Genomic DNA, 24526 nt, shown 5'->3' on the forward strand with positions numbered 1-24526 from the left:
CTGGCACCTCGCCCCCTTCGGCACCGCCGGCGTGGTGCTGGCCAACGGCTCCATGAGCTCCAACCAGAGCGGCGAAGGCGACATCCGCCGCGCCATGGTCGAGGCCGACGCCGTGGACTGCATGGTCGCCCTGCCCGGCCAGTTGTTCTACTCCACCCAGATCCCCGCCTGCCTGTGGTTCCTGGCGCGCGACCGTAGCGGCGGGTCTCGTGCCCGCCCTGGGTCCGGACAAGCACAAGGCTTGCCCCTACGCGACAGGCGCGGCGAAGTCCTGTTCATCGACGCCCGCAACCTGGGCACGCTGGTGGACCGCACCCGGCGCGAACTCAGCGACGCGGACATCCAGAAAATCGCCGACACCTACCATGCCTGGCGGGGCGCCGTAGGGGCAGGCCTTGTGCCTGCCCGGGACAAGGGCGACCACAGCACCACCGTAGGGGCGGGCCTTGTGCCTGCCCGGGACAAGGGCGACCACAGCACCACCGTAGGGGCAGGCCTTGTGCCTGCCCGGGACAAGGGCGACCACAAGGGTCGCCCCTACACGGACATCCCCGGCTTCTGCAAGTCAGCCACCCTGGACGAGATCCGCAAGCACGGCCACGTGCTCACCCCCGGCCGCTATGTGGGTGCCGAGGCAGCAAAAGAGGACGGCGAGCCCTTCGCCGACAGGATACAGCGCCTCAGCACACAGTGGCGCGAGCAGCAGCAGGAAGCGGCGCGGCTGGATGCCGCCATTGCCGATAACCTGAAAGCGCTGGGGTTTTGATGGGATGTCTATTTACGGAAAAAGCCATAATCGTTAACAATGAGCGGTGCTATTCACGCCGCCGAAAACAACAGGGGGAACCATGCAGCGGGGCCTGACCGGGGAATACCGGACGACAAGCGTTGCGAACGAGACCGTGCGCGCCTTCGTGCCACACCCGCTGCCGCCGGCACCGCCCGCCCACATCACCCCCGATCGCCAGCGCCTGCTGGAGCGGGCCCTGCTGGCCTGCGGCCGGCTCGATGCCATCACCGCCCTGCTGCCCGACCCCGATCTGTTCCTCTACGCCTACGTGCGGCGCGAGGCCGTGCTCTCCAGCCAGATCGAAGGCACCCAGTCGTCACTCTCCGACCTGCTGCTGTTCGAGATCGACGAGGTGCCCGGTGCGCCCTTCGACGACGTGGTGGAGGTCTCCAACTATGTCGCCGCGCTCGAACATGGCCTGCAGCGGCTGCGCGAGGGCTTCCCCCTGAGCAACCGCCTGCTGCGCGAAGTCCACGGCAGGCTGCTCGCACGCGGGCGGGGTGCCGACAAGCAGCCGGGTGAATTCCGCCGCAGCCAGAACTGGATCGGCGGTACCCGCCCCGGCAATGCGCAATACGTGCCCCCGCCACCGCACGAAATCGAAGCCTGCATGGCCGCGCTGGAGCGCTTCCTGCACGCACCGGATGCCCCCGGCGCATTGCTGAAGGCCGCGCTCGCCCACGTGCAGTTCGAGACCATCCACCCCTTCCTGGACGGCAACGGCCGGGTTGGCCGGCTGCTCATCGCGCTGGTCCTGCATCACGAAGGCGTGCTGCGCCAGCCCCTGCTCTACCTCTCGCTCTACCTCAAGCAGCACCGCGCCGAGTACTACCGGCTGCTCGACGCCGTGCGCCTCACCGGCGATTGGGAGGCCTGGCTCGACTTCGTCCTCGAAGGCGTCGAGCAGACCGCCGCCGGCGCCGTGGACACCGCCCACCGCCTGCTCGCCCTGTTTCACGACGATGCCGCCCGCGTGCAGGCACTGGGCCGCGCCGCCGCCAATGCCCTGCGGGTCTTCGACGCCCTGCGCCGCCGACCGCTGGCCCGCATCGACGCCCTGGCCGCGCAGATCGGCATTGCCTACCCCACCGCCGCCCGCGCCATCGACGCCCTGCAACGGCTCGGCATCGTGCGCGAGATCACCGGCCGCAAGCGCGAGCGCGTGTTCGCCTACAGCGCCTACCTGGCGATCCTCAACGAAGGGGCGGAGCGGCCATGAGTACCAGGGCAAGGGAGCGATGGGTGTGCCACGAACGGTGCAAAGAGACGGCGCGGCTGGATGCGGTGATTGAGGCCAACCTGAAGGAGCTTGGGTATGGCGAGTGAGTGGGCGACCGTTCCGCTATCCGAGCTGACCAGTACGCCTCCAACATACGGCGTCGTGCAGCCGGGACAAGACACGGCAAGTGGCTCGCCGATGTTGCGCGTAAACAATTTTCAGGGGCACTCGCTCAACCTCTCCGAAGTCATGCGAATTGCGCCGGAAATTGAGGCCAAGTACGGGCGCACGCGTATCCAGACCGGTGATGTTCTTCTCACGATTGTCGGCTCCGTTGGCCAAGTAGCCGTAGTGCCCTACGAGCTCAGTGGCTGGAATATTGCGAGAGCCATTGCCATGATCCGCCCGAACAAACCGGAACTATCGCGTTGGATCTCGCTCGTGCTTCGTTCGCCACAAGCTCAGTACCAGCTTGGCGTTACCGCCAACACGACGGTGCAAACCACTATCAACCTAAAAGACCTGCGCGAGCTTCGCATCCCACTGCCTGCTGATGGTGAGCGCGACGCCATCGCCCACATCCTCGGCACGCTGGACGACAAGATCGAATGCAACCGGTGCCGCAACCAGACCCTGGAGGCCATGGCCCGTGCCCTGTTCCAGGACTGGTTCGTCGACTTCGGCCCCGTCCGCGCCAAGATGGAAGGCCGCGAACCCTACCTTCCCGCCGACCTCTGGCAAATCTTCCCCGACCGCCTCGATGATGAGGGCAAGCCGGAGGGGTGGGACGAGCGGCCGCTCGATGAAGTCGCAGACTTTCTCAACGGCCTCGCGCTGCAGAAATTCCCCGCGACCGACCCTGACGACAGCCTCCCGGTGATCAAGATCGCCGAGCTTCGCAGCGGCGTTAGCGCCAAGAGCGATCGCGCGTCCCGTGAGGTGCCGCCCAAGTACGTCATCAAGGATGGTGATTTCTTGTTCTCCTGGTCCGGCAGCCTGCTCGCGAAGTTCTGGACCGAAGGCGAAGGCGCGCTCAACCAGCATCTGTTCAAGGTCACCTCCGAGCGCTACCCCATGTGGTTTGTCAGCCATTGGGTGCATCATCACCTCGAAGAATTTCAAGCCATCGCCGCATCGAAGGCCACGACCATGGGCCATATTCAGCGTGGCCACCTGAAGGCCGCAATGACGATTTGTCCTCCAGATGATGTCTTGGAAAGGATGGGCATAGTGATGGCGCCCCTTGTCGAGCAGGTGATTCAGAACGAACTTGAATCCCGCACCCTCGCCCAAATCCGCGACACCCTGCTGCCCAAACTGATCTCCGGCGAGCTGTGCATCGCCGATGCCGCAACTTTTATGGAACGCGTGGAGGCCGTGGCAACATGACGATCCTACTTACTCAGCAAGAGGCTGATGCTCTGCTGGCGCTCGAGAAGCACTTTCTCGGCGATGATCGCTTTGCCTTTCCAGCCCTGGGCGGTGCGCTACGCATTCCGCTGTACTCTTCAGACCGGCGTGAAGAGTTCAGCCTGGACATCACCCGCGGCCGGATTCTGCTGGAGAAGAACACTTTTCAAACGCGTGCTCGCAAGGCGGTGATTCTCGCCCGGCTGGATATCGCCGGGCCGCCTCATCGCAATCCCGATGGCGAGGAGATCGACTGCCCGCACCTGCATCTCTATCGGGAAGGGTATGGCGACAAGTGGGCTACGCCTTTGCCGGCGGTGTTTACTGGCATCGAGGACGCCGTGGAGTTGATGGACGCATTCATGGACTACTGCCGAGTCGTCGGCAAGCCCATCATCGAGCGGGGGCTTTTTGCATGATCATGATCAACGACATCCAGAAACTGCTCGATGATTACACCCGTTGGCTGCGGGACAAGACCGTGTTGCGCGAAGTGGATAGCGACTGGGTGCAGGTCACCACACCGCACCTCGATCGCCATAACGACTGTCTGCAATTCTACGTGCGTAGAGAAGGCAACGGATATCTGCTCACCGATGACGGCTACATCATCAACGATTTGATCAGCTCAGGCTGCCCTCTCGACAGCCCGAAACGCCAGGAGCTGCTGAGAACAACGCTAGCCGGCTTTGGCGTGCAAATGGACGGCGAGCAATTGCTGATGAAAGCCACGCCGGAGAACTTCTCGCTGAAGAAGCACAACCTCATTCAGGCGATGTTGGCCGTGAATGACCTGTTCTACCTGGCGTCGCCCTACGTGGCCAGTCTGTTCTACGAGGATGTCACCCAGTGGCTGGATCTCTCGGACATTCGCTATACGCCCAAGGTCAAGTTCACGGGCAAGAGCGGCTACGACCACATGTTCGATTTTGTGATACCGCGATCGCGGCAGCAGCCAGAACGGATCGTGCAGGCCATCAGTAATCCGAAGAAGGATTCCGCAGAAGCACTGGTCTTCAAGTGGCTGGACACAAGAGAGACACGCGCGCCCGAGTCACGACTCTATGCATTCCTTAATGACAGTACAACTGCCGTTTCGCCTTCAGTTGTCGATGCGTTGAGAAATTACGATCTGGAGCCGGTGCTTTGGTCCCAGCGTGAACAGGCACGGGAGGCACTGGCAGCATGACCACCGACTTGTGCCCCCGCATCCCCGTCAACCCCGAGCTGCCGACCTGGGCGCGCGAGCGTGCCGGGCTGGATGCGCTCGCACAGGCGGGGCGCTTTCCCAAGCTCAGCGAATGGGAAGCCGGGGAATTGCAACCCACGCTGCGCCAACTGGCAGACTTCGAGCACAGCACCACGCGGCAGGACGCACCCGAACAGGCGCCCGCGTGAACTTGCCCTACACCCCACCCTGCACCCTCACCCCGGCCATCGTGGCCCAGGTGGCGCGCATCGCGGAGGCTGTAGGGCGGCTGACGGCACGCCTGGAGGCCAGCGAGGGTCTGCGTCTGCGGCGCATCAATCGCATTCGCACCATCCACGGCTCATTGGCCATCGAGGGCAATACCCTGAGCGAAGCGCAGATTACCGCCATCCTGGATGGCAAGCGGGTGATCGCGCCGCCGCGCGAGATTCAGGAGGTACGCAACGCCCTGCTGGCCTACGAGGGCCTGAGCCAGTGGCGTGCCGAACAGGCGCAGGACCTGCTGGCGGCGCACCGCACCCTGATGCAGGGATTGATCGACGACGCCGGGATGTGGCGGCGTGGTGGTGTCGGGGTGATGGCGGGGGCACAGGTCATTCAGATGGCCCCACCGGCGAATCGTGTGCCCCTGCTGATGGAGCAGCTACTGGGCTGGCTGGCCACCAGCGATGCCCATCCGCTGATCGCCGGCTCGGTGTTTCACTACGAATCTGAATTCATCCACCCCTTCAGTGATGGCAATGGCCGGATGGGGCGTTTGTGGCAGACGCTGATCCTGTCGCGCTGGAATCCGTTGTTTGCCGATATTCCGGTCGAGAGCCTGGTACATGAACACCAGGCGGCGTATTACGCGGCGCTGCAGACCAGCACCGATCAGACGGATGCCGCCCCGTTTGTGGCATTCATGCTGGGCAGAATCCTGGAAGCCATCGCGCTTTCAGCACCCCAAGTCGCCCCTCAACTCACCCCCCCAAGTGGAGCGCCTGCTGTCCGTCTTGCGTGGCGAGATGAGCCGGGAGGCCCTGCAGCAAACCCTGGCACTGCAGGATCGCAAATCCTTCCGCGAGCGCTATCTCAAACCGGCGTTGGCCGACGGACTGATTGAAATGAGCATCCCCGACAAGTCCAACAGCCGTTTGCAGCGTTATCGGTTGACGGACCAGGGGCGTGCCGTGGTTGCCGAACAGCAAGGGAGTTGATGATGACCTTCCTCTCTGAAGCCCAACTGGAAGCCGTGCTGCTGACCTGGGCGCGCGAGCGCGGCGGGCTGGAGTTGTTCGCGCTGGCCGGGGAGCTGGAACCGGTAGCAGTAACATCCAGGAAGGGAACCCATGAATAACATCGTGATCTTCGAGTCCGGCGAGCGGTCGGTCGAAGTCCGGCTGGAGGGCGAAACGGTCTGGCTGAGCCTTCAGCAACTGGCCGAGTTGTTTGGTCGCGACAAGTCGGTGATCTCGCGCCACCTGAAAAATATCTTTTATACCAACGAGTTGGAGCGGGAGTCAGTTGTTGCAAAAAATGCAACAACTGCCACCGACGGCAAGATCTATCAGGTCGAATACTACAACCTCGACGCCATCATCTCCGTCAGCTACCGGGTCAACTCCACCCGCGCCACCCGCTTTCGCCAGTGGGCCACCGGGGTGCTGCGCCAGCATCTGGTTGCGGGCTACAGCCTCAACCAGCAGCGGCTGAAGGAGCGCGGCATCGCGTTCGAGCAGGCGCTGGATCTGCTCTCGCGCACCCTCGCCAACCAGCAACTGGTCAGCACCGAGGGCGAGGCGGTGCTGGGCGTGATCGCCGACTACGCCCGCAGTTGGAGCCTGTTGCAGGGCTATGACGAACAGAGCCTGACCGGACAGACCGGTAAGCAGCAGGACATGCGCGCGCTGCACCTGGATGAGGTGCTGGCCGCCATTGCCCAGCTCAAGGCGGAGCTGATGGTACGGCTGGTGGAGCATTTCCTGTTGCTGAAGGAAAACGGCGGATGACTCGCCCACATGATCGGCCCCGCCGCCGCAGTCTGCGTTTGCGCGATTACGATTACACCCAGGCCGGCGCGTATTTCGTGACCGTGTGCGCACAGGATCGGGCGTGTCTGTTTGGTGAGATCGTGGATGGGGAGATGCGGTTGAATGCGGCGGGGGAGATGGTAGCGGCGGAATGGCAGGCGCTGGTCGGACGGTTTCCCGGTGTCGAATTGGATGGGTTCACGGTCATGCCCAACCACATTCACGCAATCGTCGTGCTCGTAGGGGCGGGCCTTGTGCCCGCCCGGACCTGTGCGGGCGAAGAGATGGGCGACCACGAGGGTCGCCCCTACGGTGGATGGGGTAACCACGAGGGTCGCCCCTACGGTGATGGGCGGCCGCCACCGACGTTGGGAGACGTGATGGGTGCGTTCAAGTCGATCACGACCGTTTCATACACGCGCGGCGTTAAACAATCGACGTGGCCGGGGTTTCGTGGCCGACTCTGGCAACGCAATTACTACGAACACATCATCCGCGACACAGCATCGCTGCACGGTATTCGGGAATACATCGCCAACAATCCGTTGCAGTGGGCGCTGGACCGCGAAAATCCGATCAACGTAGGGGCAGGTGTTGTGCCTGCTTCGGATAGGGCGACCACGAGGGTCGCCCCTACGGTGGACGGAACAACCACAAGGGTTGCCCCTACGGCATGGGATGAATTTTGATGGCGTTTCTCTCCGAAGCCCAGCTTGAGGCCGCCTTGCTCGAACAACTCGGCAGGCTGGGCTTCGCCTGCGCCTCGGACGACCTCGTCGGCCCCGATGGCAAACATCCGGAGCGGGATGCCTACGACGAGGTGGTACTGAAGGCCCGCCTCTCCGCCGCCGTGGCGCGCCTGAACCCGGCGCTGCCGCCCGCAGCGCAGGCCGATGCGATTCGCCGCCTGACGCAATCGGAATTGCCGAACCTGCTGGAGGAAAACCGCCGCATCCACCGGCTGCTGAGCGAAGGCGCGGATGTTGAATTTTACGGTGATGATGGCGTGCTGACGGCCGGCAAGGTGCGCCTGATCGACTTCGACCGTCCGGCGAACAACGACTGGCTGGCGGTGCAGCAGTTCACCGTGGTGGCCGGCCAGGCCAAGCGCCGGCCGGATGTGGTGGTATTCGTCAACGGTCTGCCGCTGGCGGTGGTGGAACTCAAGGCACCCGGTGGCGAGAACGCGACGCTCGATGGCGCCTTCAACCAGCTGCAAACCTACAAGCAGCAGATTCCGGCGCTGTTTCGCAGCAATGCGCTGCTGGTGACCTCCGACGGCCTGTCGGCGCGGGTCGGTTCACTGTCGGCGGATCAGGAACGCTTCATGCCCTGGCGCACCACCGACGGCGCGCGCATCGAACCCAAGGGCACACCGGAGCTGGGCACGCTCGTCGAGGGCGTGTTCGAGCAGCGGCGCTTCCTCGATCTGTTGCGCCATTTCACGGTGTTCGGGGAACGGGGCGACGGCCTGGTCAAGATCATCGCCGGCTACCATCAGTTCCACGCGGTGAAGAAGGCCGTGGCTTCCACCCTGCGGGCCAGCCAACGGCCCGATCAACCGCGAGCTGCCGAGGACCCGGCCGTCTACGGGCTGCCCAGCGTCAAGGACCAACCGCCGGGCGACCACAAGGCCGGGGTGATCTGGCACACCCAGGGTTCCGGCAAGAGCCTGCTGATGGCCTTCTATGCCGGCCTGCTGGTGGCCGACCCAGGCATGGCCAATCCCACGCTGGTGGTGCTCACCGACCGCAACGACCTGGATGACCAGCTGTTCGCCACCTTTGCGATGTGCCGTGACCTGATCCGCCAGACGCCGGTGCAGGCGCAGGACCGCGAGCATCTGCGCACCCTGCTGAACCGCGCCTCCGGCGGCGTGATCTTCACCACCATCCAGAAATTCGCCCCCGTAGGGGCAGGCCTTGTGCCTGCCCTGGATGGGGCGACCACCCGGGATAGGGCAACCACAAGGGTTGCCCCTACGGCGCTGACCGATCGCGCCAATGTCGTGGTCATCGCCGACGAGGCGCACCGCAGCCAGTACGGCTTCAAGGCCAGGGTGGCGAGCCAAACCGGCGAGATCGCCTACGGCTTTGCCAAATACCTGCGCGATGCACTGCCCAATGCCTCCTTCATCGGCTTCACCGGCACGCCCATCGAGGCCACCGACGTCAACACCCCGGCCGTGTTCGGCCACTACATCGACATCTACGACATCAGCCGCGCGGTGGAAGACGGCGCCACGGTGCCGATCTACTACGAGTCGCGGCTGGCGCGCATCGAACTGGATGACGACGAGAAGCCGCGCATCGACGCCGAGATCGAGGCGCTGCTGGAGGACGAGGACGCGCCCAGCGCCGAGCGCACCAAGCAGAAGTGGAGCACGGTGGAGGCGCTGGTGGGCAGCGACAAGCGCCTCGCACTGGTGGCGGCCGATCTGGTGCAACACTTCGAGGACCGGATAGCGGCGCTCGATGGCAAGGCGATGGTGGTGTGCATGAGCCGGCGCATCTGCGTGGCGCTCTTTGAGGCGATCATCAAGCTGCGCCCGGACTGGCACAGCAGCGACGACAACGCCGGCAGCATCAAAATCGTGATGACCGGCGCGGTATCTGATCCAGCGGCATGGCAGCAGCACATCGGCAACAAGGCACGCCGCGATCTGCTCGCCAAGCGCGCTCGTGATCCGCAGGACTCACTGCGGCTGGTGATCGTGCGCGACATGTGGCTGACCGGCTTCGATGCACCCAGCCTGCACACCCTGTACATCGACAAGCCGATGCGCGGCCACGGCCTGATGCAGGCCATCGCCCGCGTCAACCGCGTGTTCCGTGACAAACCGGCCGGCTTGATCGTGGATTACATCGGCATCGCCCAGAACCTGAAATCGGCGCTCGCGCAGTACTCCAAACCCGATCAGGACAAGACCGGCATCGACGAGGCCGAGGCCGTGGCGGTGCTGCTGGAGAAGTACGAGATCGTCCGGGACATGTTCCACGGCTTCGACTACCGCACCGGCCTCGGTGGCACGCCGGGCGAGCGGCTGGCGATGATGGCCGGCGCCATCGAATGGATACTCGACAAGCAGCAGCAGTGGGCGGCTGCCGAAAAAACACCAGAAGCCAAGAAGCAGGCGCAGCGGCGCTTCGCCGATGGCGTGCTGGCGCTGTCGAAGGCCTTCGCACTGGCCGCAAGTTCGGACGAGGCGCGCGGCATCCGCGAGGAGGTCGGCTTCTTTCAGGCCATCCGCGCCGCATTGGTCAAGACGGCGGGAGGGGCCGGCACGACCCGGCAGGATCGCGAGCTGGCCATCCAGCAGATCGTCAGCCGCGCCGTGGTCTCCACCGAGATCGTCGATATCCTGGCGGCTGCCGGTATCCAGACGCCGGACATCTCCATCCTGTCCGATGAATTCCTGCTGGAAGTGCAGCAGATGGAGAAGAAGAACCTGGCGCTGGAAGCGCTGCGCAAGCTGCTGGGTGACAGCATCCGCTCCCGCACCCGAACCAACGTGGTCGAGACCCGCGCCTTCACCGAACGGCTGGAAGATGCCATCGCGCGCTACCACGCCAACGCCATCACCACCGCCGGGGTGCTGCAGGAGCTGATCAGGCTTGCCCAGGATATCCGCGCCGCACGTAACCGGGGCGAAGAGCAGGGCCTCTCGGACGAGGAAATCGCTTTCTACGACGCGCTGGCGGAAAACCAATCCGCCGTAGAGGTCATGGGTGACGACAAGCTGCGCGTGATTGCCCACGAACTGCTGGTCAGCCTGCGCGAAAACGTCGCCGTCGATTGGGCGCACCGCGAATCCGCCCGGGCGCGGCTGCGTGTGCTGGTCAAGCGCATCCTGCGCAAGTACGGCTATCCGCCGGATTTGCAGGATGCAGCGGTACAGACAGTGCTGCAGCAGGCCGAGGCGCTGTCCGCCTCCTGGCAGCCGGGGCATTCACGCGCATGATGGTCTTCAGTTATTCGAAGTTTTCGAATAACTGCCGCCGATGGCAAGTGCGTCAACACCAAGACGCGGGGCTCTTGTGCCGTTGCATGAGGTAGGAAAGGGATAGGCGTCCGGCATAAAGGCCTGTAAAAACGAGTGTTCTTGAACATTTCGAGTACACAGACAAATGGGGACGGCAATCCCGGCGGGTATTTTGTTGGCTTGCGTGGGCAAGTGGTCAATGCGGTGACGGTGGAAGGCGGCGGCGTGGAGCGGGTGCAGTGCCGCCGTGACGCTCGGTATCGCGCGCCTCGAAGAACTGATGCGCGCGAACCAGACACTCGCCACCGTCTACACGCTCAAGGAGCAACTGCAGACGCTCTGGAGAAAACCCGACGAGGACGCCATGCGACAGGCCCTGAACGCGTGGTGCACCCTGGCGCGGGCCACCCCCATCACGCCCCTGCATCGCTACGCCCAGATGCTGCAGCGCCACGCCGATGGCCTCTGCGCCTACGCTCGGTTCAAGCTCACCACCGTGCGCATCGAGGCCGGCAACGTCGCCGGCATGATCCGCAAGCGCGCCCGAGGAAAACCTCGATCAGGACTATTTCAACTGCACAACTGGCCTTGCAGACGCTGGGCGCGCGCTGAGGCTCAGTCCTCACGCACCTGCTCTTCCATGAAGGCCTGAACCAGCGGCGGCAGTTCCGGCGGTGTCACGTCCACATCCTCGGCGAGATGCTCGATGATCGCCTCGAACGCCGCGATCCGTGCCTTGTGCTTGTGCCTGGCGTCGATGCGTGTCCACGGTGCCCATGTCGTGGAACATCGTTCCAGCATGTCCGCGTAGGCCGTTTCGTAGTCGTCCCAGCGTGCCCGATTGCGGATGTCGTCTTCGGTCAGCTTCCAGCGTTTGCCGGGTGTTTCATAACGCTTGATGAAGCGACGCATCTGGGTGTCGCGGTCGATGTCGAGGAACAGTTTGACGATACGCACGTTTTCCTCGACGAGGCTGCGCTCGAACTGATTGATTTCGTCATAGGCGCGTTGCCAGGCGTCCGGTTCGGCGAAGCCCTCGACGCGCTCGACCAGCACGCGGCCGTACCAGCTTCGATCGAAGATCGTCAGTTCTCCCTGCAAGGGCATCCGCTCCCAGAAGCGTTGCATCCAGTGCTGGCGCCGTTCCCGGCCTTCCGGCGCGCCGATCTGCCAGACCTGAAGTGTTCTGGGATCCAGCGCCCAACCGATGCGGCGGATCAGGCCGCCCTTACCGGCGGAGTCCCAGCCCTCCAGCACTACGATGGCTCTGCGGCTCTGCCGGGCGTAGGCGTGCTGCAGTTGCTGAAGCTGCCGTTGCAGCTCTTTCAGCTGCGACTCATCACGTTTCTGGCTCATGGCCCGCAGTGTAGAGGGTGTCGGCCCGCGAGGAATCCCAGTGTGTCGGCGCGGACGAAGTCCCGAGTGCTGCTACGACCAACGGCTGATCGCAAAATGTCCGCAAGTCGCGCAAGATGGCGCCTGAAGTCGCCCGAGCGGGCGAAGCGTTCGGCTGCGTGATTCCCAGACTGGGCACTGGATGCCCGGCATGATTTCTGGAGGTAGCACTGATGAGCAAGTATGTCGATGTGCATCGTCGTTCCATCGAGGATCCGGAAGGATTCTGGGGCGAAATCGCGCAGGACCTGCATTGGGACAAGCCCTGGGACCGGGTACTCGACACCAGTCGGGCACCGATGTACCAGTGGTTTTCCGGCGGCCGGCTCAACACCTGCTACAACGCGTTGGACCGCCACGTCGAGGGTGGTCGCGCCGAGCAGGCGGCGCTGATCTACGACAGTCCGATAACCGGCACGGTGCGCAGGTTCAGCTACCGTGAACTGCGCGACTGGGTGGCCCGTTTCGCAGGCGTGCTGCTCGCGCAGGGCGTGAAGCCGGGCGACCGCGTGGTGATCTACATGCCGATGGTGCCCGAGGCGGTGGTGGCGATGCTGGCCTGTGCACGCATCGGCGCCGTACATTCGGTGGTATTCGGCGGCTTCGCCGCGCCGGAACTGGCCAAGCGCATCGACGATGCCAAACCGGTGGCGGTGATTTCGGCGTCGTGCGGAATCGAGCCGACGCGCGTGATCGCCTACAAACCCTTGCTGGATCAGGCACTGGAGATCGCCGCGCACAAGGTGGATTGCTGCGTCGTGTTGCAACGACCGCAGTGCGTGGCCACCTTGCAGCTGGGTCGTGATGTGGACTGGGACGAACAGATCGCCAAGGCCGAGCCGGCCGACTGCGTGTCGGTGGCGGCGACCGATCCGCTCTACATCCTCTACACCTCCGGCACCACAGGAAAGCCCAAGGGCGTGGTGCGCGACAACGGCGGTCACGCGGTGGCGCTGAAATGGTCGATGAAGGCGGTCTACGACATCGAGCCGGGCGAGGTGATGTTCACCGCCTCGGACGTCGGCTGGGCGGTGGGCCATTCCTATTTGGTCTACGGCCCCTTGTTGCATGGCTGCACGACGATCCTGTTCGAGGGCAAGCCGGTGGGCACGCCGGACGCCGGTGTGTTCTGGCGCGTCATCCAGCAGCACGGCGTGGTCACGCTGTTCACGGCACCGACCGCGTTTCGCGCGATCAAGAAGGAAGATCCGCGTGGCGAGCTGATCGGCCAATACGATCTTTCGAAGTTCCGGGCGCTGTACCTGGCCGGCGAGCGCTGTGATCCGGATACGATAGCCTGGGCCGGCGACAAGCTCGGCGTGCCGGTGGTCGACCACTGGTGGCAGACCGAGACCGGTTGGCCGGCTGCGGCGAACTGTCGCGGCATCGAGGAACTTCCGGTCAAACCGGGTTCCGCCACCGTCGCGGTGCCGGGCTATGACATTCAGGTGCTGGACGAGGAAGGCCGGCCCATGGCTGCGGACGACATCGGCAATATCGTGATCAAGATGCCCTTGCCACCCGGTACGCTGCTGACGATGTGGAACAACGAGCATGGCTATCGCGAGCACTACCTCACGCGTTATCCGGGTTACTACCTGACGGGCGATGCGGGATTTCTCGACGGCGATGCCTATCTCTGGATCATGTCGCGCATCGACGACATCATCAATGTCGCCGGTCATCGCCTGTCCACCGGCGGCATGGAGGAGATACTGGCGGCGCATCCCGATGTCGCCGAATGCGCGGTGATCGGCATGGCCGATGCCACCAAGGGTCAGCTGCCGGTCGGATTGGTGGTGCTCAAGGCGGGTGTCGATCGACCGCATGACGAGATCGAACGGGAGTTGATCGCACGCGTCCGCGATCAGATCGGCGCCGTGGCCGCGTTCAAACGGGTTCTGGTGGTCGAGCGTCTGCCCAAGACCCGCTCCGGCAAGGTTCTGCGCGCGACCATGCGGGCGATTGCCGACAACCAGACCTACAATGTGCCGCCGACGATCGACGATCCGGCGATTCTCGACGAGATCACAGCGGCCCTGAGCGCCTCGCGCTTCTGAGTGGTCACGCCCGCAGACGGGCGCTTGTCATTATCGAAACGGCCGGTTTTCCCCGGCCGTTTCGCTTACGAACGATTCTTGCATTTTTGGCGGCTTTCCGGGGTTTCATCCTGAATGCCGGGCCTCTCGAAGATTCCAACTTTCGCATCCGAACCCAGTCATTTCGGATGAAGCTCTCCTTATTGCGCGCCGGCCTTCTGAGTGACCGGCGGTGAAGCGTACCAGGACTGGACCCATACGCTGCCGCGCCGGCCGCGAGTCACGTAGTCGTGAGCGCCGCTGACGCGCGCATAGAGGTAGGCATTGTCGGGATTGTCCGCACCGATCTTGCCGGTTTCGTGGGATGTCGCGAAAAAGCCGGGAAACGCGGGGGGGCTGCGAATTCCAGATGCATTTCCAGCGCGATGCGCAGCAGGCGGCTGAGATAGCGAAAGCCCTCGGCCCGGTCGAGCGGGCTGTCCGGCGCTTCCGGTCGCAGTATCTGCCGGCCAGCGCCCTTGAGCGCCTCGCAGAAATCGTCCCGGACCTGTCCCGAGACCACCCGGTCGACAGCCTGAGCTTCGATGGGGGTCGGACATCCTCGCATACCTCCGCCATTCCTCAGTGTCGGCCCAGTAGACCCCTCGGGCAGGCACCCGTCCTCACCTGTTTGTATGAAGCAGTAGGCTTGGGCGTCTCCGCCCAGGCGGATGGGTGCCAAGGGGCGGGCCAAGCAAACCGGAGGCGCCGGAGCACGTCCTGAACTGAGGGAAGTGGCGCGCCCGACTGGATTCGAACCAGTGACCGTCGGCTTAGAAGGCCGATGCTCTATCCGACTGAGCTACGGGCGCTGCGGCGCGAAGTTTAGGTCATGTTCGGATTATTCGTCTCGGCGTCCGGCGTGGGATGCATCGGAATGCCTCAGCTTACGTCAGACTTGAGGTACTGCGCGGCCTTGGGCAAGGAGTTGAGCTTCTCGTAAGGGGGCATCATGTCCTCGTAGCGATAGCGCTTGCCTTGCTTGCCCTTGGCTCGGTCACGGTGGTGGCGAAGAAGCAAGGCCGGTGAAAGTTGGCGTACGGGTTGAGGTAGTCCTGATTGAATTGGTCACGCGCGGGGCGAAGTGCTGGGGGATGTGGACATAGCCGAGCAGCTTGCGCACCACCGCACCGTTCTTGCTCTCGGCCAGCGCGTTGTCGTTGCAGGGCTTGGAGTGGCGCAGGTTGTACAGGTGCGACACGGAGATGCCCGCCAAGCGCTCATGGCGGGCGTCGTCAAACTGCTGCCAGGCACGCTCGCACAGCTTCTTGACGGCGGGGCCGGGGGGGGGCGTGTCGTGCAATGCGTCAACCTCGGCCAGCAGACGGACATCGGCCTCGGCGAAGCGCCCGATCAAGCGCGTAAGCTGCTGGCGCGAGTAGCCTGTGAGGATGCGCAGATTGGCCACGATCAGCCCCTTGTCCGCCTTGGACAAACGCGGGGGAGTCGCGAAATGGCGCAAGGCATCTTCGATCAGCCGGTAGCGCTCCGCTTGGGGTGCCGGCTCCGGCGTCACCGAGGTGCTGCCGTGGATAAATCGGCGATCTGCTGGAGCGTACGCAATTGTCTGGGGTTCATGATGAGCTTCATCCCGCCATCATGAGCGGATCGAGGTCAGTTCAGACTCATCTCATGTTGGAAACACGAGCACCCCTACAGACTCATTTCATATTGGAAGAGACTCGCGGTCCCTATCGGTGACGCGGGCTGGTACGCTACTTCACCATCAAGCCGTCAGCGTCCACACTGGCAACGCCGTCCACCGATTCCGCAAGCTCTACGGCACGATCACGGACCGTATCGCTGGCAACCGTACCGTTGAGCGAGACCTCCGCGCTTTCGGTGTCCACATTGATGTCCATCGCCTTGACCATATCGTCCGCCGCCAGCTTGGCCTTGACCTTGGTGGTAATCATGGCGTCGGACATGGCTGTTCCGGCCTGGTCCGCTGCATTCTCGGCCCGATCGCCGAGTTCGTCGATGGTGGACGGCGCCTGAATCCGGTTATCGATGCCCTTTACGTCCGGAACATTGCGCGCGAGTTCCTCGGCGGCTTCCGACACATCGACGGTCGCGACCTGACCACTGAGCGTGACCACGCCGTTGTTGGTCTGCACGCTCACGCCCTTTCCTTGAGTGCGCTGGTCGGACGCCAGTCGCGCCTTGACCTTCGCGGTAATACCCGTATCGCTGATCGCCGCACCAAGATTTTCACTTTCCTTCGGCGCGTCGGCCGCCATGTCATCGGACATCTGGCCTGCTCGATCGTCGCCCGAGCAAGCCGCCAGACTGAGTGCTGAAGCCAGCCCCATCGCCAGCAGTGCCTTGCGTGAGTGTATGAACAAGCTGTCTTTCATATTCCGGTTCTCCTTCGAGTTCTTCAGAAGCTAGAATGAATTAACCAGAGATTAATGCGTTCTCAATGTTTCACCCTGAAATACGCACTCAATCCAAACTTACGATCACTTCACAATCGCTTTCCACGGCCGGAAATCAAGGAGACGACGAACAGGATAAGGAACACCACGAACAACACTTTCGCAATCCAGGCCGCAGTACCCGCAACCCCGGTAAAACCAAGGACGCCGGCAATTAATGCAATGATAAGAAAAGCGATTGCGTAGCTGAGCATGTCATTGTCCTGAGCAGTTTGGGCTCGTTCCCTACGGAGTTGGAGCCTCTGGTGTTGATGCAATATGAGCTGCATATTGAGCGTAGGCGTATGACTGATCACTGAACACATTCGATTTCTTGAAATCACCCTAGAAAGTAAAATCTTCCGAAGATATATTCCGAACGATCACCGTGCGACCGCGACACGAAACCATTCATGCCGGCGATAATCATGAAGACGGATTCGGCGAGACTTGGGTGACATGAGCAGAACCGAAAGCAACTACCCTTACCGACAGACGATCAGCACGCGGTGGAAGGACAATGACATCTACGGTCACGTCAACAACATCGACTACTACGGCTTCTTCGACACCATCATCAACACCTATCTGATCCGGCACGGCGGCTTGGATATTCACGAAGGCCAAGTCATCGGGTTCTGTGCGGAGTCGCACTGCCGCTTTCTGCACGCGTTCGCGTTTCCGGACGACGTCGAGGCCGGGCTCAGGGTCGCGCGTATCGGCAACAGCAGCGTGCGCTACGAACTGGCGCTGTTTCGCGCGGGCGACACCAAACCATCGGCCACCGGCTGGTTCGTGCACGTATTCGTGGATCGGCACACGCGGCGTCCGCAGCCGCTGCCCACACCATTGCGATCCGCGCTCGAGGCCATCGCCACCGAGGAAACATCATGAAAGTCACGGCTGCCGTTCTCGGTGAAATGGGCCTTCCGGCCCCCTACGCCCGGTCCTTACCACTGAAGCTGCAGACGCTGGAACTGGACGAACCGGGGATCGGTGAGTTGCGCGTCAAGCTGCTGGCCGCCGGGCTCTGTCATTCGGACCTGTCGGTCATCAAGGGTTCGCGGCCACGGCCGATGCCGATGGTGCTGGGCCACGAAGCGGCCGGCGAAGTTCTGGACGTGGGCCCCGAGACCCCGGGATTCGAGCGTGGCGATCGCGTGGTGTTCTCATTCGTTCCGAGCTGCGGCCATTGCACGCCCTGCGCATCCGGACGGCCGGCACTGTGCGAGCCGGGCGCTGCTGCCAACACGGCCGGCACGCTGCTCAGCGGCCAGCGACGCTGGCACGGCGATGCGGCAATCACCTATCAACATCATCTGGGCGTTTCGGCATTCGCCGAAGCCACCGTGGTTTCGGCACGCTCCGCAGTCAAGATCGATCCCACGCTCCCACCGGAGATCGCCGCGCTGTTCGGCTGCGCGGTGATGACCGGCGTTGGCGCCGCCGTGAACACGGCGCGTGTCGCGCCCGGCGAAAGCGTGGCAGTGTTCGGTTTGGGCGGCGTCGGGCTGGCCGCACTGCTGGGCGCGGTTGCCAGCGGCGCCAATCCGGTGATCGCGGTCGACGTGATGCCGTCCAAACTGGAACTCGCGCGCGAACTGGGCGCCACGCACACCGTGCTGGCCACCGAGTCCGACGTGGTCGCCGAAATCAAGGGCATCACTGCCGGCGGCGTTCATCACGCCTTGGAAACCGTGGGCAGCGAACGCGTACTGGAACAGGCCTACGCCGCCACGCGACGCGGCGGCACCACGGTAACCGCCGGCCTGCCACATCCGGACCGTCGGTTCTCGGTGCCGGCCCTCAGTCTGGTCGCCGAGGAGCGCACGGTGAAGGGTTCCTACATGGGCTCGTCCGTCCCATCTCGCGACATTCCGCGCTTCGTGGCCCTGTATCGCGCCGGGCGGCTGCCCGTGGATCGGCTGCTGACGCATCGGCTGCGCCTCGACGAGATCAACGCCGCATTCGATCGGCTCGAACGCGGTGAAGGCGTGCGTCAGGTTGTGGTGTTCGACCGATGAAGCCCGACGTCCACCTGCGAACTGCGGCGACCTATCCAATGACCCGCGCGATGGATACCCATTTCGCGGACATGGACATCGGCGGCCATCTCAACAATGTGGCCCTGGCGCGGCATTTCGAGGACGGACGCGTGGCGCTGCAGATCGAGATGTTCGGCATCGGCGCCTACGATCCAAGCCAGACGCGCCCGTTCCACATCACCATCGTGCAAAGCACCATCAACTATCTGCGCGAAGTGCGCTTTCCGGCGCCCTTGCAGTGTGGCGTTGGTGTTTCCCATATCGGGCGCAGTTCCTATCGCCTGGCTTCCGCCCTGTTCCAGCACGATCACTGCGTGGCGGTCTGCGAATGCGTGATGGTGCTGCGCAGCGATGGCGCCGCCCTGCCCTTTACCGATGAATTGCGCGCGCAACTGGAAACCTTCCGCCTGCGGGACGTTCCGGCAGGCAATTAGCGTCTCAATCAGGGCTTGCGCGCGCGTTCGATCAGCGAACTGGTCGAATAGCCGGCATGAAAGTCGAGCACGCGCACCTCGCCTCCGTGGGCGATCACGGCTTCGTGGCCCGCGATCTGTTCAATACGGTAGTCGCCGCCCTTGACCAGGATGTCCGGCAGCACCGCGGCAATCAGGTCTGCCGGCGTATTCTCCGAAAACGGCAGGACCCAGTCCACGCACTTGAGTCCGGCGAGCATGCGCATGCGGTCGTCGCAGGCATTCAGGGGGCGCGTCGGCCCCTTGATGCGGCGCACCGAATCGTCGTCGTTGACGGCTACCACGAGACGATCGCCCAAGGCTCGCGCCGCTTCCAGGTAACGCAGATGGCCCACATGCAGCAGATCGAAGCAGCCGTTGGTCATGACCACACGCTCACCCTGTTTGCGGGCCGCCGCGATTCGCACCAGCAGTTCCGCCGGCGTGACTACCACTACCGCACCGTCTTCATTCTGATTCTTGCCAGCCAGCGCGGCAGCGAGTTCCTCGCGGCTGGCGGTGGCCGTACCAAGCTTGCCGACGACTATGCCTGCCGCCACATTCGCCAGATACGCCGCACGCGACCAGCTTTCGCCGGCGGCGACACAGGCCGCCAGAACCGCGATCACGGTATCGCCGGCGCCGGTCACGTCGAAGACCTCGCGCGCTTCGGTAGGCAAGGTCAGCGGCGCAGCGTCAGGCTCGATCAGGCTCATGCCGTGCTCGCTGCGAGTCACCAACAGCGCTGCCAGATCAAGGGCCGTACACAGGGTTTGGGCTTTGCCGAACAGATCCTCGTCGCCAGCGGTCACGCCGGCCACGGCTTCGAATTCACCGAGGTTGGGCGTAAGCAGGCTGGCGCCGCGATAGGCCGTCCAGTCATGGCCCTTGGGGTCGATGATCACCGGCTTGCCGGCAGCCCGCGCGGCCGCAACCATCGCCGCGGCGCCGATCAGACTGCCTTTGCCGTAGTCGGACAACAGCACCACGTCCGCCCGCGGCAAGGCCGCCTCGAAACGCGCCTGCAGCGCATCGGCGTCGAAGGCGCCGACGGCCGACAGCGCTTCCTCGAAGTCCAGGCGGATCAGCTGCTGGTTGCGCGAGATCACACGCAGTTTGGTGATGGTCGGGCAGTCGGCCGTTTCCACGAACTGCGCGTCAATCCCGCTGGCAAGCAGGTGCTCGGACAGCAGCCTCGCCGCCTCATCCCGACCGACAACACCCAGCAGGGTGGTCTTCACGCCGAGCGCGGCGGCGTTGAGCGCCGCGTTGGCGGCGCCGCCGGGCCGGGCCTCGTGATCGCGCACACGCACCACCGGCACCGGCGCCTCGGGCGAAATCCGCGAGGTCGGGCCGTGCCAGTAACGGTCGAGCATCACATCGCCAACCACCAGCACTCGCGCGCCCGAGAAGTCCGGCAGCTTGTTGCTCATGAGACCTGGCCGCCGGCGCTGGAACCCGACATCAGATGTAGGCGAGCCAGTCCGGATAATGGTCGCTGCGACCCTTCACCAGATTCAGGTAGGCCGTCTGCAATTGCTCGGTCACCGGTCCGCGCGTACCTGTGCCAACCGGCCGGTTGTCGACCTCGCGAATCGGCGTGATTTCAGCAGCGGTACCGGTGAAGAAAGCCTCATCGCAGATGTAGAGTTCATCGCGGGTAATGCGGCGCTCGGTCACCGTGTAGCCAAAATCGCGCGCCAACTGCATCACCGTGCGTCGTGTGATGCCGTCCAGGCAGGAATTCAGGTCCGGCGTATGCAGGGCCTTGCCGTAGACCACGAAGATGTTCTCGGCACTGCCCTCGGCGATATGGCCGGTGGTGTCCAGCATCAGCGCTTCGTCGTAGCCGTCACGCAGCACTTCATTGAGCGCGAACATCGAGTTGATGTAGTTGCCATTGGCCTTGGCCCGGCACATCGCCGAGTTCACGTAATGGCGTGTGAACGAAGACGTACGCACGCGGATGCCGCGCTGCAGGTTCTCGGCGCCCAGATACGAGCCCCAGGCCCAGGGCGCGATGATCACGTGGGTCTTCAGCCCGTCTGCACGCAGACCCATGCCCTCGGCGCCGTAGAACACCATCGGGCGGATGTAGGCCTCGCTCAATTTGTTGGCCCGCAGCACTTCGAGCTGCGCTTCGCTGATCTCGTCCTCGCTGTAAGGCATCGCCATACCGAGAATCTTGGCGGAGCCGAACAGGCGCTTGGTGTGGTCCTGAAGACGGAATATCGCCGTACCGCTTGGCGTTTCGTACGCACGCACGCCCTCGAAGCAACCCACACCATAGTGCAGCGTGTAGGTGAGAACATGGGTGGTGGCTTCACGCCAGGGCACGAGTTTTCCGTCGTACCAGATAAACCCGTCGCGGTCAGCAAACGTACTCATTTCGGCCTCTTGTGAACTGCGTGATGCGGTGGAATGGGCGTCGGCCCCGTACGGCGTAGAATCGGCGGGGCGCGGCAAGCCAGCCATTATAGAAGCGCTGTCGGCTGCGTGCCCGCAACGGGCACGCGGGTCACGGCACACCACCCCTCAGCCGGCTCGCAGGGCGGATTCACCTTCGAGCCCGAACACGCGATTCCAGAGACGCACCACCTCCTGCCGCGATTCATGCCACAGGGGTTCGTCCACCGTCGTATCCCGCTGCTGCAAGGCGGCAGCGTGGGTTTCGCGCCGGTAGGACCGGTAGATTTCGATGAGACGATCCTTGTCCGCCGCACCGATCACTCCGGTCTGGCACAGCGCATCAAGCTGGCGCCAGTTATCGGACCAGCGCGTCAAATCCGGCTGTTGCGACGCCTCCCGCAACAGCAGGTACTGCGTGATGAATTCGATATCCACCAGACCGCCGGTGCCCAGCTTCATGTCCCAACGTCCGGCCTGCGTGCGGCCACGCTGGCTACGCATGCGGTCGCGCATATCCAGAACGTCGTGCCGCAATTTGTCTGCGTCACGCGGGATTGCGAGCACGTCCTTGCGCAAGGATTCGAAACGCCCGCCCAGATCTGAGTCCCCTGCCACGAAACGCGCGCGCGTCAGCGCCTGGTGTTCCCAGGTCCAGGCCTTGTCGCGCTGATATTCGGCATAGCTCTTGAGCGTGCTGACCACCAGGCCAGAACGTCCGCTGGGTCGCAACTCCAGATCCACTTCGTAACAGCGCCCGGCTGGCGTGAGCGTGGAAAGCCAGTGAATCAGACGCTGCACCAGGCGCACAAACCAGGCCGCAGTGCTGAGACTGCGCGCGCCACCCAGCGTATCAGCCTGCAACGATTCCGCATCATAGACAAACACCAGGTCCAGGTCGGAGCCGTAGCCCAGTTCGAAGCCGCCGAACTTGCCATAGGCGATCGCCGCAATGCGGGCCGCATCCCCGCTGCCCGGCGGCATTCCGTACTGCAGGCGCATCTCTTGCTCCGCGCATTCGAGCGCCTGCTGCAAAACGGCTTCCGCAAGCCAGCTCAGATGGTCGCTCACCTTCACCAGTGGCAACAGACCGATCACATCCGCTGCCGCGATTCGCAGCATTGTCTCTTGGCGATAGCGCCGCAGCGCATCCATTGCCGCCGATCCACCGTCCCCGACTTCGCCCACCGTCTCGATACGCGCGCGCACGTCCTCGCGCATCTGTTCCAGCGTTGGCGGTGCGTACAACTGGCGCGCGTCTAGGAGCATGTCCAGCGTGGCCGGCGATTGCGCCATGAAATCGGTCACCCAGGAGCTGGCCGCACAAAGCCGGACCAGTTGCGAACGCGCCGTATCCGATTCCAGCAACAGCGACAGGTAGGTGCTACGGCCGACGATCGCCTCCACCACCTTCAGGCTGCGTTGCGCCACCAGCACCGGATCCGCATGCTCGCTGCATTGCTGCATCAGCCGCGCCACGACCGCACGCAGGCGCTGTGTCGCAGCATCCGGTAAAACCCGTACGCGGCGAGAAGACGCCAGCGCCTGGAGCAGCGGCACGATCGCGCCCGCTGCTGACGCATCCAGTCCCAGATGAACCAGTTCTCGCGTCAAGGCGCCCGAATCCATGTCCGACGACATCGCCGAATCCATCGCCCGATCCCAGGTCGCATCCTCGGCATCGGCGCTGGGCGCTGCGAATACCCGGTCGAACTCCGCATGCACGAACGCACGGACCTCACCGTACTGCTTCACCAGCGAGTCCCAGTCATCGACACCCATCGCCACCAGCAAGGCGGTGCGCGGCGCATCCTGCGTCGGCAGAGCATGGGTCTGCTGATCCGCATACATTTGTACGGCGTTTTCGAGGCGGCGCAAAAAGCGATAGCATTGATCCAGCCGCGACACCGTCGGCCCATCCATCAGGCCGATCTCCGCCAACCGTTTCAAAATCGGGCGAAAACGCGTGCCCTGCAGGCGCGCATCCTGGCCGCCGCGCACCAGCTGGAACGATTGCACGATGAATTCCAGCTCGCGAATGCCGCCTTCGCCGAGCTTGATGCTGTCCTCCTGTCCCCGATTCGCCACATCGTCGCGAATGCGCCGCTTGAGTTCGCGCAGGCTGCCGATGGCTGTGAAGTCCAGGTAGCGTCGATAGACGAAAGGCTGAAGACGCTTCAGCAGTTCGTGCCCCGCCGCCAGATCACCCGCAACCGGCCGCGCCTTGATCAGCGCATAGCGTTCCCACTCCCGGCCATGCTCTTGGTAATACTGCTCCGCAGCAGCAAACGACACCGCCGGAGGCCCGCTGGCTCCAAACGGCCGCAACATCAGATCCACCCGGAACACGAAACCATGCTCGGTGCGCGCGGACAGCAGTCGCGTCATCGCCTGCACCAAGCGAGCGAAGAACTGCTCGTTCTCGATCGGGCGCTGGCCATCGGTCTGGCCGCGCGCCGTGTAGGCCACGATCAAATCGATGTCGGACGAAAAATTCAGCTCCCGACCACCGAGCTTGCCCATGCCCAGTACGACTGGCCGAACCGCCCTGCCCTGCGCATCGCGCGGCACACCATAGCGCTCGAACAAGGAAGCGCTGGCCTTGTCCACCGCGACCGCACAGCAGGCATCCGCCAGATCGGAAAGATCACGCAGGGTTTCATCGAAATCAGCCAAACCCGCAAGCTCACGCAAGGCAATGCGCGCCATTTCGCGCTGCCGCTGCTGCCGCAAGGCCTGCATCAGTTCCGAATCCACAGACAATGCCGAACAACTTGCTTGGATCAGAGCAGCGATGTCTCCCGCGCCACGAGGCACCGAAAAATCCGAAGCGTCCAGCCACTCCGGGAATCGGTTCAGCAAGTCGTCAAGGAAACGACTCGCGCTGCGTGCACGCTGGACCACAGTTTCGGGAAGCACGGAATCCATATTCATGGCTGACATTCTGGTTGATTGAGGCTCGAATGCCGAGCGAGACGCTCCAGCGTGGGCTTCGTTCCACCTGAGCAGCCTGCATGTCAGTGAATGCATCATTCGGCGCGCGGTGGAAATGGGCGAAGAAATCCATGGCGATCAATCAAGTCCGGCGCCGCGAGTTCAAACAAGCCACC

General features: G+C 63.5%; 23 protein-coding genes, 1 tRNA gene and 2 pseudogenes. 16 read left to right on the forward strand and 10 right to left on the reverse strand.

What is annotated here, in order from left to right:
- From RM530_RS17410 to RM530_RS17465, 12 genes and pseudogenes are all read left to right on the forward strand, one after another.
- The coding region (locus RM530_RS17410) for an N-6 DNA methylase (protein WP_311366534.1) at positions 1 to 766 on the forward strand (766 nt) is incomplete at its 5' end.
- Positions 767 to 848: 82 nt separating this feature from the next.
- Positions 849 to 2009 carry a Fic family protein gene (locus RM530_RS17415; RefSeq protein ID WP_311366535.1) on the forward strand — a complete coding sequence of 387 codons (1161 nt, stop codon included), beginning with the start codon at positions 849 to 851 and terminating at the stop codon, positions 2007 to 2009.
- 96 nt (positions 2010 to 2105) lie between these two features.
- Positions 2106 to 3398 carry a restriction endonuclease subunit S gene (locus tag RM530_RS17420; RefSeq protein WP_311366536.1) on the forward strand — a complete coding sequence of 431 codons (1293 nt, stop codon included), beginning with the start codon at positions 2106 to 2108 and terminating at the stop codon, positions 3396 to 3398.
- A complete protein-coding gene (locus tag RM530_RS17425; protein WP_311366537.1) occupies positions 3395 to 3838 on the forward strand; it encodes a DUF6978 family protein in 444 nt (147 codons plus the stop codon). Before RM530_RS17420 ends, RM530_RS17425 begins: the two co-directional genes overlap by 4 nt.
- Before the next feature lie 2 nt (positions 3839 to 3840).
- Positions 3841 to 4608, forward strand: a complete 768-nt coding sequence (locus RM530_RS17430) for a DUF1829 domain-containing protein (protein WP_349256277.1) — start codon at positions 3841 to 3843, stop codon at positions 4606 to 4608.
- Positions 4605 to 4817, forward strand: a complete 213-nt coding sequence (locus RM530_RS17435) for a hypothetical protein (protein WP_311366539.1) — start codon at positions 4605 to 4607, stop codon at positions 4815 to 4817. Before RM530_RS17430 ends, RM530_RS17435 begins: the two co-directional genes overlap by 4 nt.
- 2 nt (positions 4818 to 4819) lie before the next feature.
- A pseudogene (locus RM530_RS17440) lies at positions 4820 to 5828 on the forward strand (Fic family protein).
- 2 nt (positions 5829 to 5830) lie between these two features.
- Positions 5831 to 5968 carry a hypothetical protein gene (locus tag RM530_RS17445; RefSeq protein WP_311366541.1) on the forward strand — a complete coding sequence of 46 codons (138 nt, stop codon included), beginning with the start codon at positions 5831 to 5833 and terminating at the stop codon, positions 5966 to 5968.
- Positions 5961 to 6620: a virulence RhuM family protein gene (locus RM530_RS17450; protein WP_311366542.1), complete on the forward strand. Its 660-nt coding sequence runs from the start codon at positions 5961 to 5963 to the stop codon at positions 6618 to 6620. The genes RM530_RS17445 and RM530_RS17450 overlap by 8 nt, the downstream gene beginning before the upstream one ends.
- A 38-nt stretch (positions 6621 to 6658) precedes the next feature.
- Positions 6659 to 7330: a transposase gene (locus RM530_RS17455; RefSeq protein ID WP_311366543.1), complete on the forward strand. Its 672-nt coding sequence runs from the start codon at positions 6659 to 6661 to the stop codon at positions 7328 to 7330.
- Positions 7330 to 10602 carry a type I restriction endonuclease subunit R gene (locus tag RM530_RS17460; protein ID WP_311366544.1) on the forward strand — a complete coding sequence of 1091 codons (3273 nt, stop codon included), beginning with the start codon at positions 7330 to 7332 and terminating at the stop codon, positions 10600 to 10602. The genes RM530_RS17455 and RM530_RS17460 overlap by 1 nt, the downstream gene beginning before the upstream one ends.
- A gap of 268 nt (positions 10603 to 10870) precedes the next feature.
- The gene (locus RM530_RS17465; RefSeq protein ID WP_311366545.1) at positions 10871 to 11275 is read left to right on the forward strand and encodes a transposase; all 405 of its coding nucleotides are present in this window, start codon (positions 10871 to 10873) and stop codon (positions 11273 to 11275) included.
- Here RM530_RS17465 and RM530_RS17470 read toward each other — a convergent pair.
- Positions 11239 to 11979, reverse strand: a complete 741-nt coding sequence (locus RM530_RS17470) for a polyphosphate kinase 2 family protein (protein WP_311366546.1) — start codon at positions 11977 to 11979, stop codon at positions 11239 to 11241. The two genes, RM530_RS17465 and RM530_RS17470, sit on opposite strands and share 37 nt — an antisense overlap.
- Before the next feature lie 212 nt (positions 11980 to 12191).
- Here RM530_RS17470 and RM530_RS17475 point away from each other — a divergent pair, with 212 nt between their 5' ends.
- On the forward strand, positions 12192 to 14078 hold the full coding sequence (locus tag RM530_RS17475; RefSeq protein WP_311366547.1) for a propionyl-CoA synthetase: 1887 nt from the start codon (positions 12192 to 12194) through the stop codon (positions 14076 to 14078).
- Positions 14079 to 14266: 188 nt separating this feature from the next.
- Here RM530_RS17475 and RM530_RS18845 read toward each other — a convergent pair.
- The 6 genes and pseudogenes from RM530_RS18845 to RM530_RS18850 form a co-directional block, all read right to left on the reverse strand.
- A pseudogene (locus RM530_RS18845) lies at positions 14267 to 14664 on the reverse strand (hypothetical protein); the annotation flags it as partial.
- A gap of 167 nt (positions 14665 to 14831) precedes the next feature.
- A tRNA-Arg gene (locus tag RM530_RS17480) sits at positions 14832 to 14908 on the reverse strand.
- Between the two features lie 70 nt (positions 14909 to 14978).
- Complete coding sequence (locus RM530_RS17485; protein ID WP_311366548.1) at positions 14979 to 15116, reverse strand: hypothetical protein; 138 nt, start codon at positions 15114 to 15116, stop codon at positions 14979 to 14981.
- Positions 15094 to 15612, reverse strand: coding sequence for a hypothetical protein (locus RM530_RS17490; RefSeq protein WP_311366549.1), 519 nt, complete (start codon positions 15610 to 15612; stop codon positions 15094 to 15096). Before RM530_RS17490 ends, RM530_RS17485 begins: the two co-directional genes overlap by 23 nt.
- 199 nt (positions 15613 to 15811) lie before the next feature.
- Entirely contained in the window at positions 15812 to 16348 is a 537-nt protein-coding gene (locus tag RM530_RS17495; RefSeq protein ID WP_311366550.1) for a BON domain-containing protein, read from the reverse strand.
- A gap of 215 nt (positions 16349 to 16563) precedes the next feature.
- Positions 16564 to 16839: a DUF1328 domain-containing protein gene (locus RM530_RS18850; protein ID WP_489752853.1), complete on the reverse strand. Its 276-nt coding sequence runs from the start codon at positions 16837 to 16839 to the stop codon at positions 16564 to 16566.
- 133 nt (positions 16840 to 16972) lie between these two features.
- Here RM530_RS18850 and RM530_RS17505 point away from each other — a divergent pair, with 133 nt between their 5' ends.
- Genes RM530_RS17505 through RM530_RS17515 form a run of 3 tightly spaced genes read left to right on the forward strand, consistent with a single transcriptional unit; the run spans position 16973 to position 18992 of the window.
- On the forward strand, positions 16973 to 17407 hold the full coding sequence (locus RM530_RS17505) for an acyl-CoA thioesterase (RefSeq protein ID WP_311366552.1): 435 nt from the start codon (positions 16973 to 16975) through the stop codon (positions 17405 to 17407).
- A complete protein-coding gene (locus RM530_RS17510) occupies positions 17404 to 18537 on the forward strand; it encodes a zinc-dependent alcohol dehydrogenase family protein (RefSeq protein WP_311366553.1) in 1134 nt (377 codons plus the stop codon). Before RM530_RS17505 ends, RM530_RS17510 begins: the two co-directional genes overlap by 4 nt.
- On the forward strand, positions 18534 to 18992 hold the full coding sequence (locus RM530_RS17515; RefSeq protein WP_311366554.1) for an acyl-CoA thioesterase: 459 nt from the start codon (positions 18534 to 18536) through the stop codon (positions 18990 to 18992). The genes RM530_RS17510 and RM530_RS17515 overlap by 4 nt, the downstream gene beginning before the upstream one ends.
- A gap of 8 nt (positions 18993 to 19000) precedes the next feature.
- On the opposite strand, the gene hldE is transcribed toward RM530_RS17515, so the two are convergent.
- The 3 genes from hldE to glnE form a co-directional block, all read right to left on the reverse strand.
- On the reverse strand, positions 19001 to 20443 hold the full coding sequence (gene hldE, locus RM530_RS17520) for a bifunctional D-glycero-beta-D-manno-heptose-7-phosphate kinase/D-glycero-beta-D-manno-heptose 1-phosphate adenylyltransferase HldE (RefSeq protein ID WP_311366555.1): 1443 nt from the start codon (positions 20441 to 20443) through the stop codon (positions 19001 to 19003).
- A gap of 31 nt (positions 20444 to 20474) precedes the next feature.
- Positions 20475 to 21398: a branched-chain amino acid transaminase gene (locus tag RM530_RS17525; protein ID WP_311366556.1), complete on the reverse strand. Its 924-nt coding sequence runs from the start codon at positions 21396 to 21398 to the stop codon at positions 20475 to 20477.
- Between the two features lie 147 nt (positions 21399 to 21545).
- The gene (gene glnE / locus RM530_RS17530; RefSeq protein ID WP_311366557.1) at positions 21546 to 24350 is read right to left on the reverse strand and encodes a bifunctional [glutamate--ammonia ligase]-adenylyl-L-tyrosine phosphorylase/[glutamate--ammonia-ligase] adenylyltransferase; all 2805 of its coding nucleotides are present in this window, start codon (positions 24348 to 24350) and stop codon (positions 21546 to 21548) included.
- Positions 24351 to 24526: the final 176 nt, after the last annotated feature.

The sequence above is a fragment of the Banduia mediterranea genome, from assembly GCF_031846245.1.
Taxonomy (GTDB): Bacteria; Pseudomonadota; Gammaproteobacteria; order Nevskiales; family Nevskiaceae; genus Banduia; species Banduia mediterranea.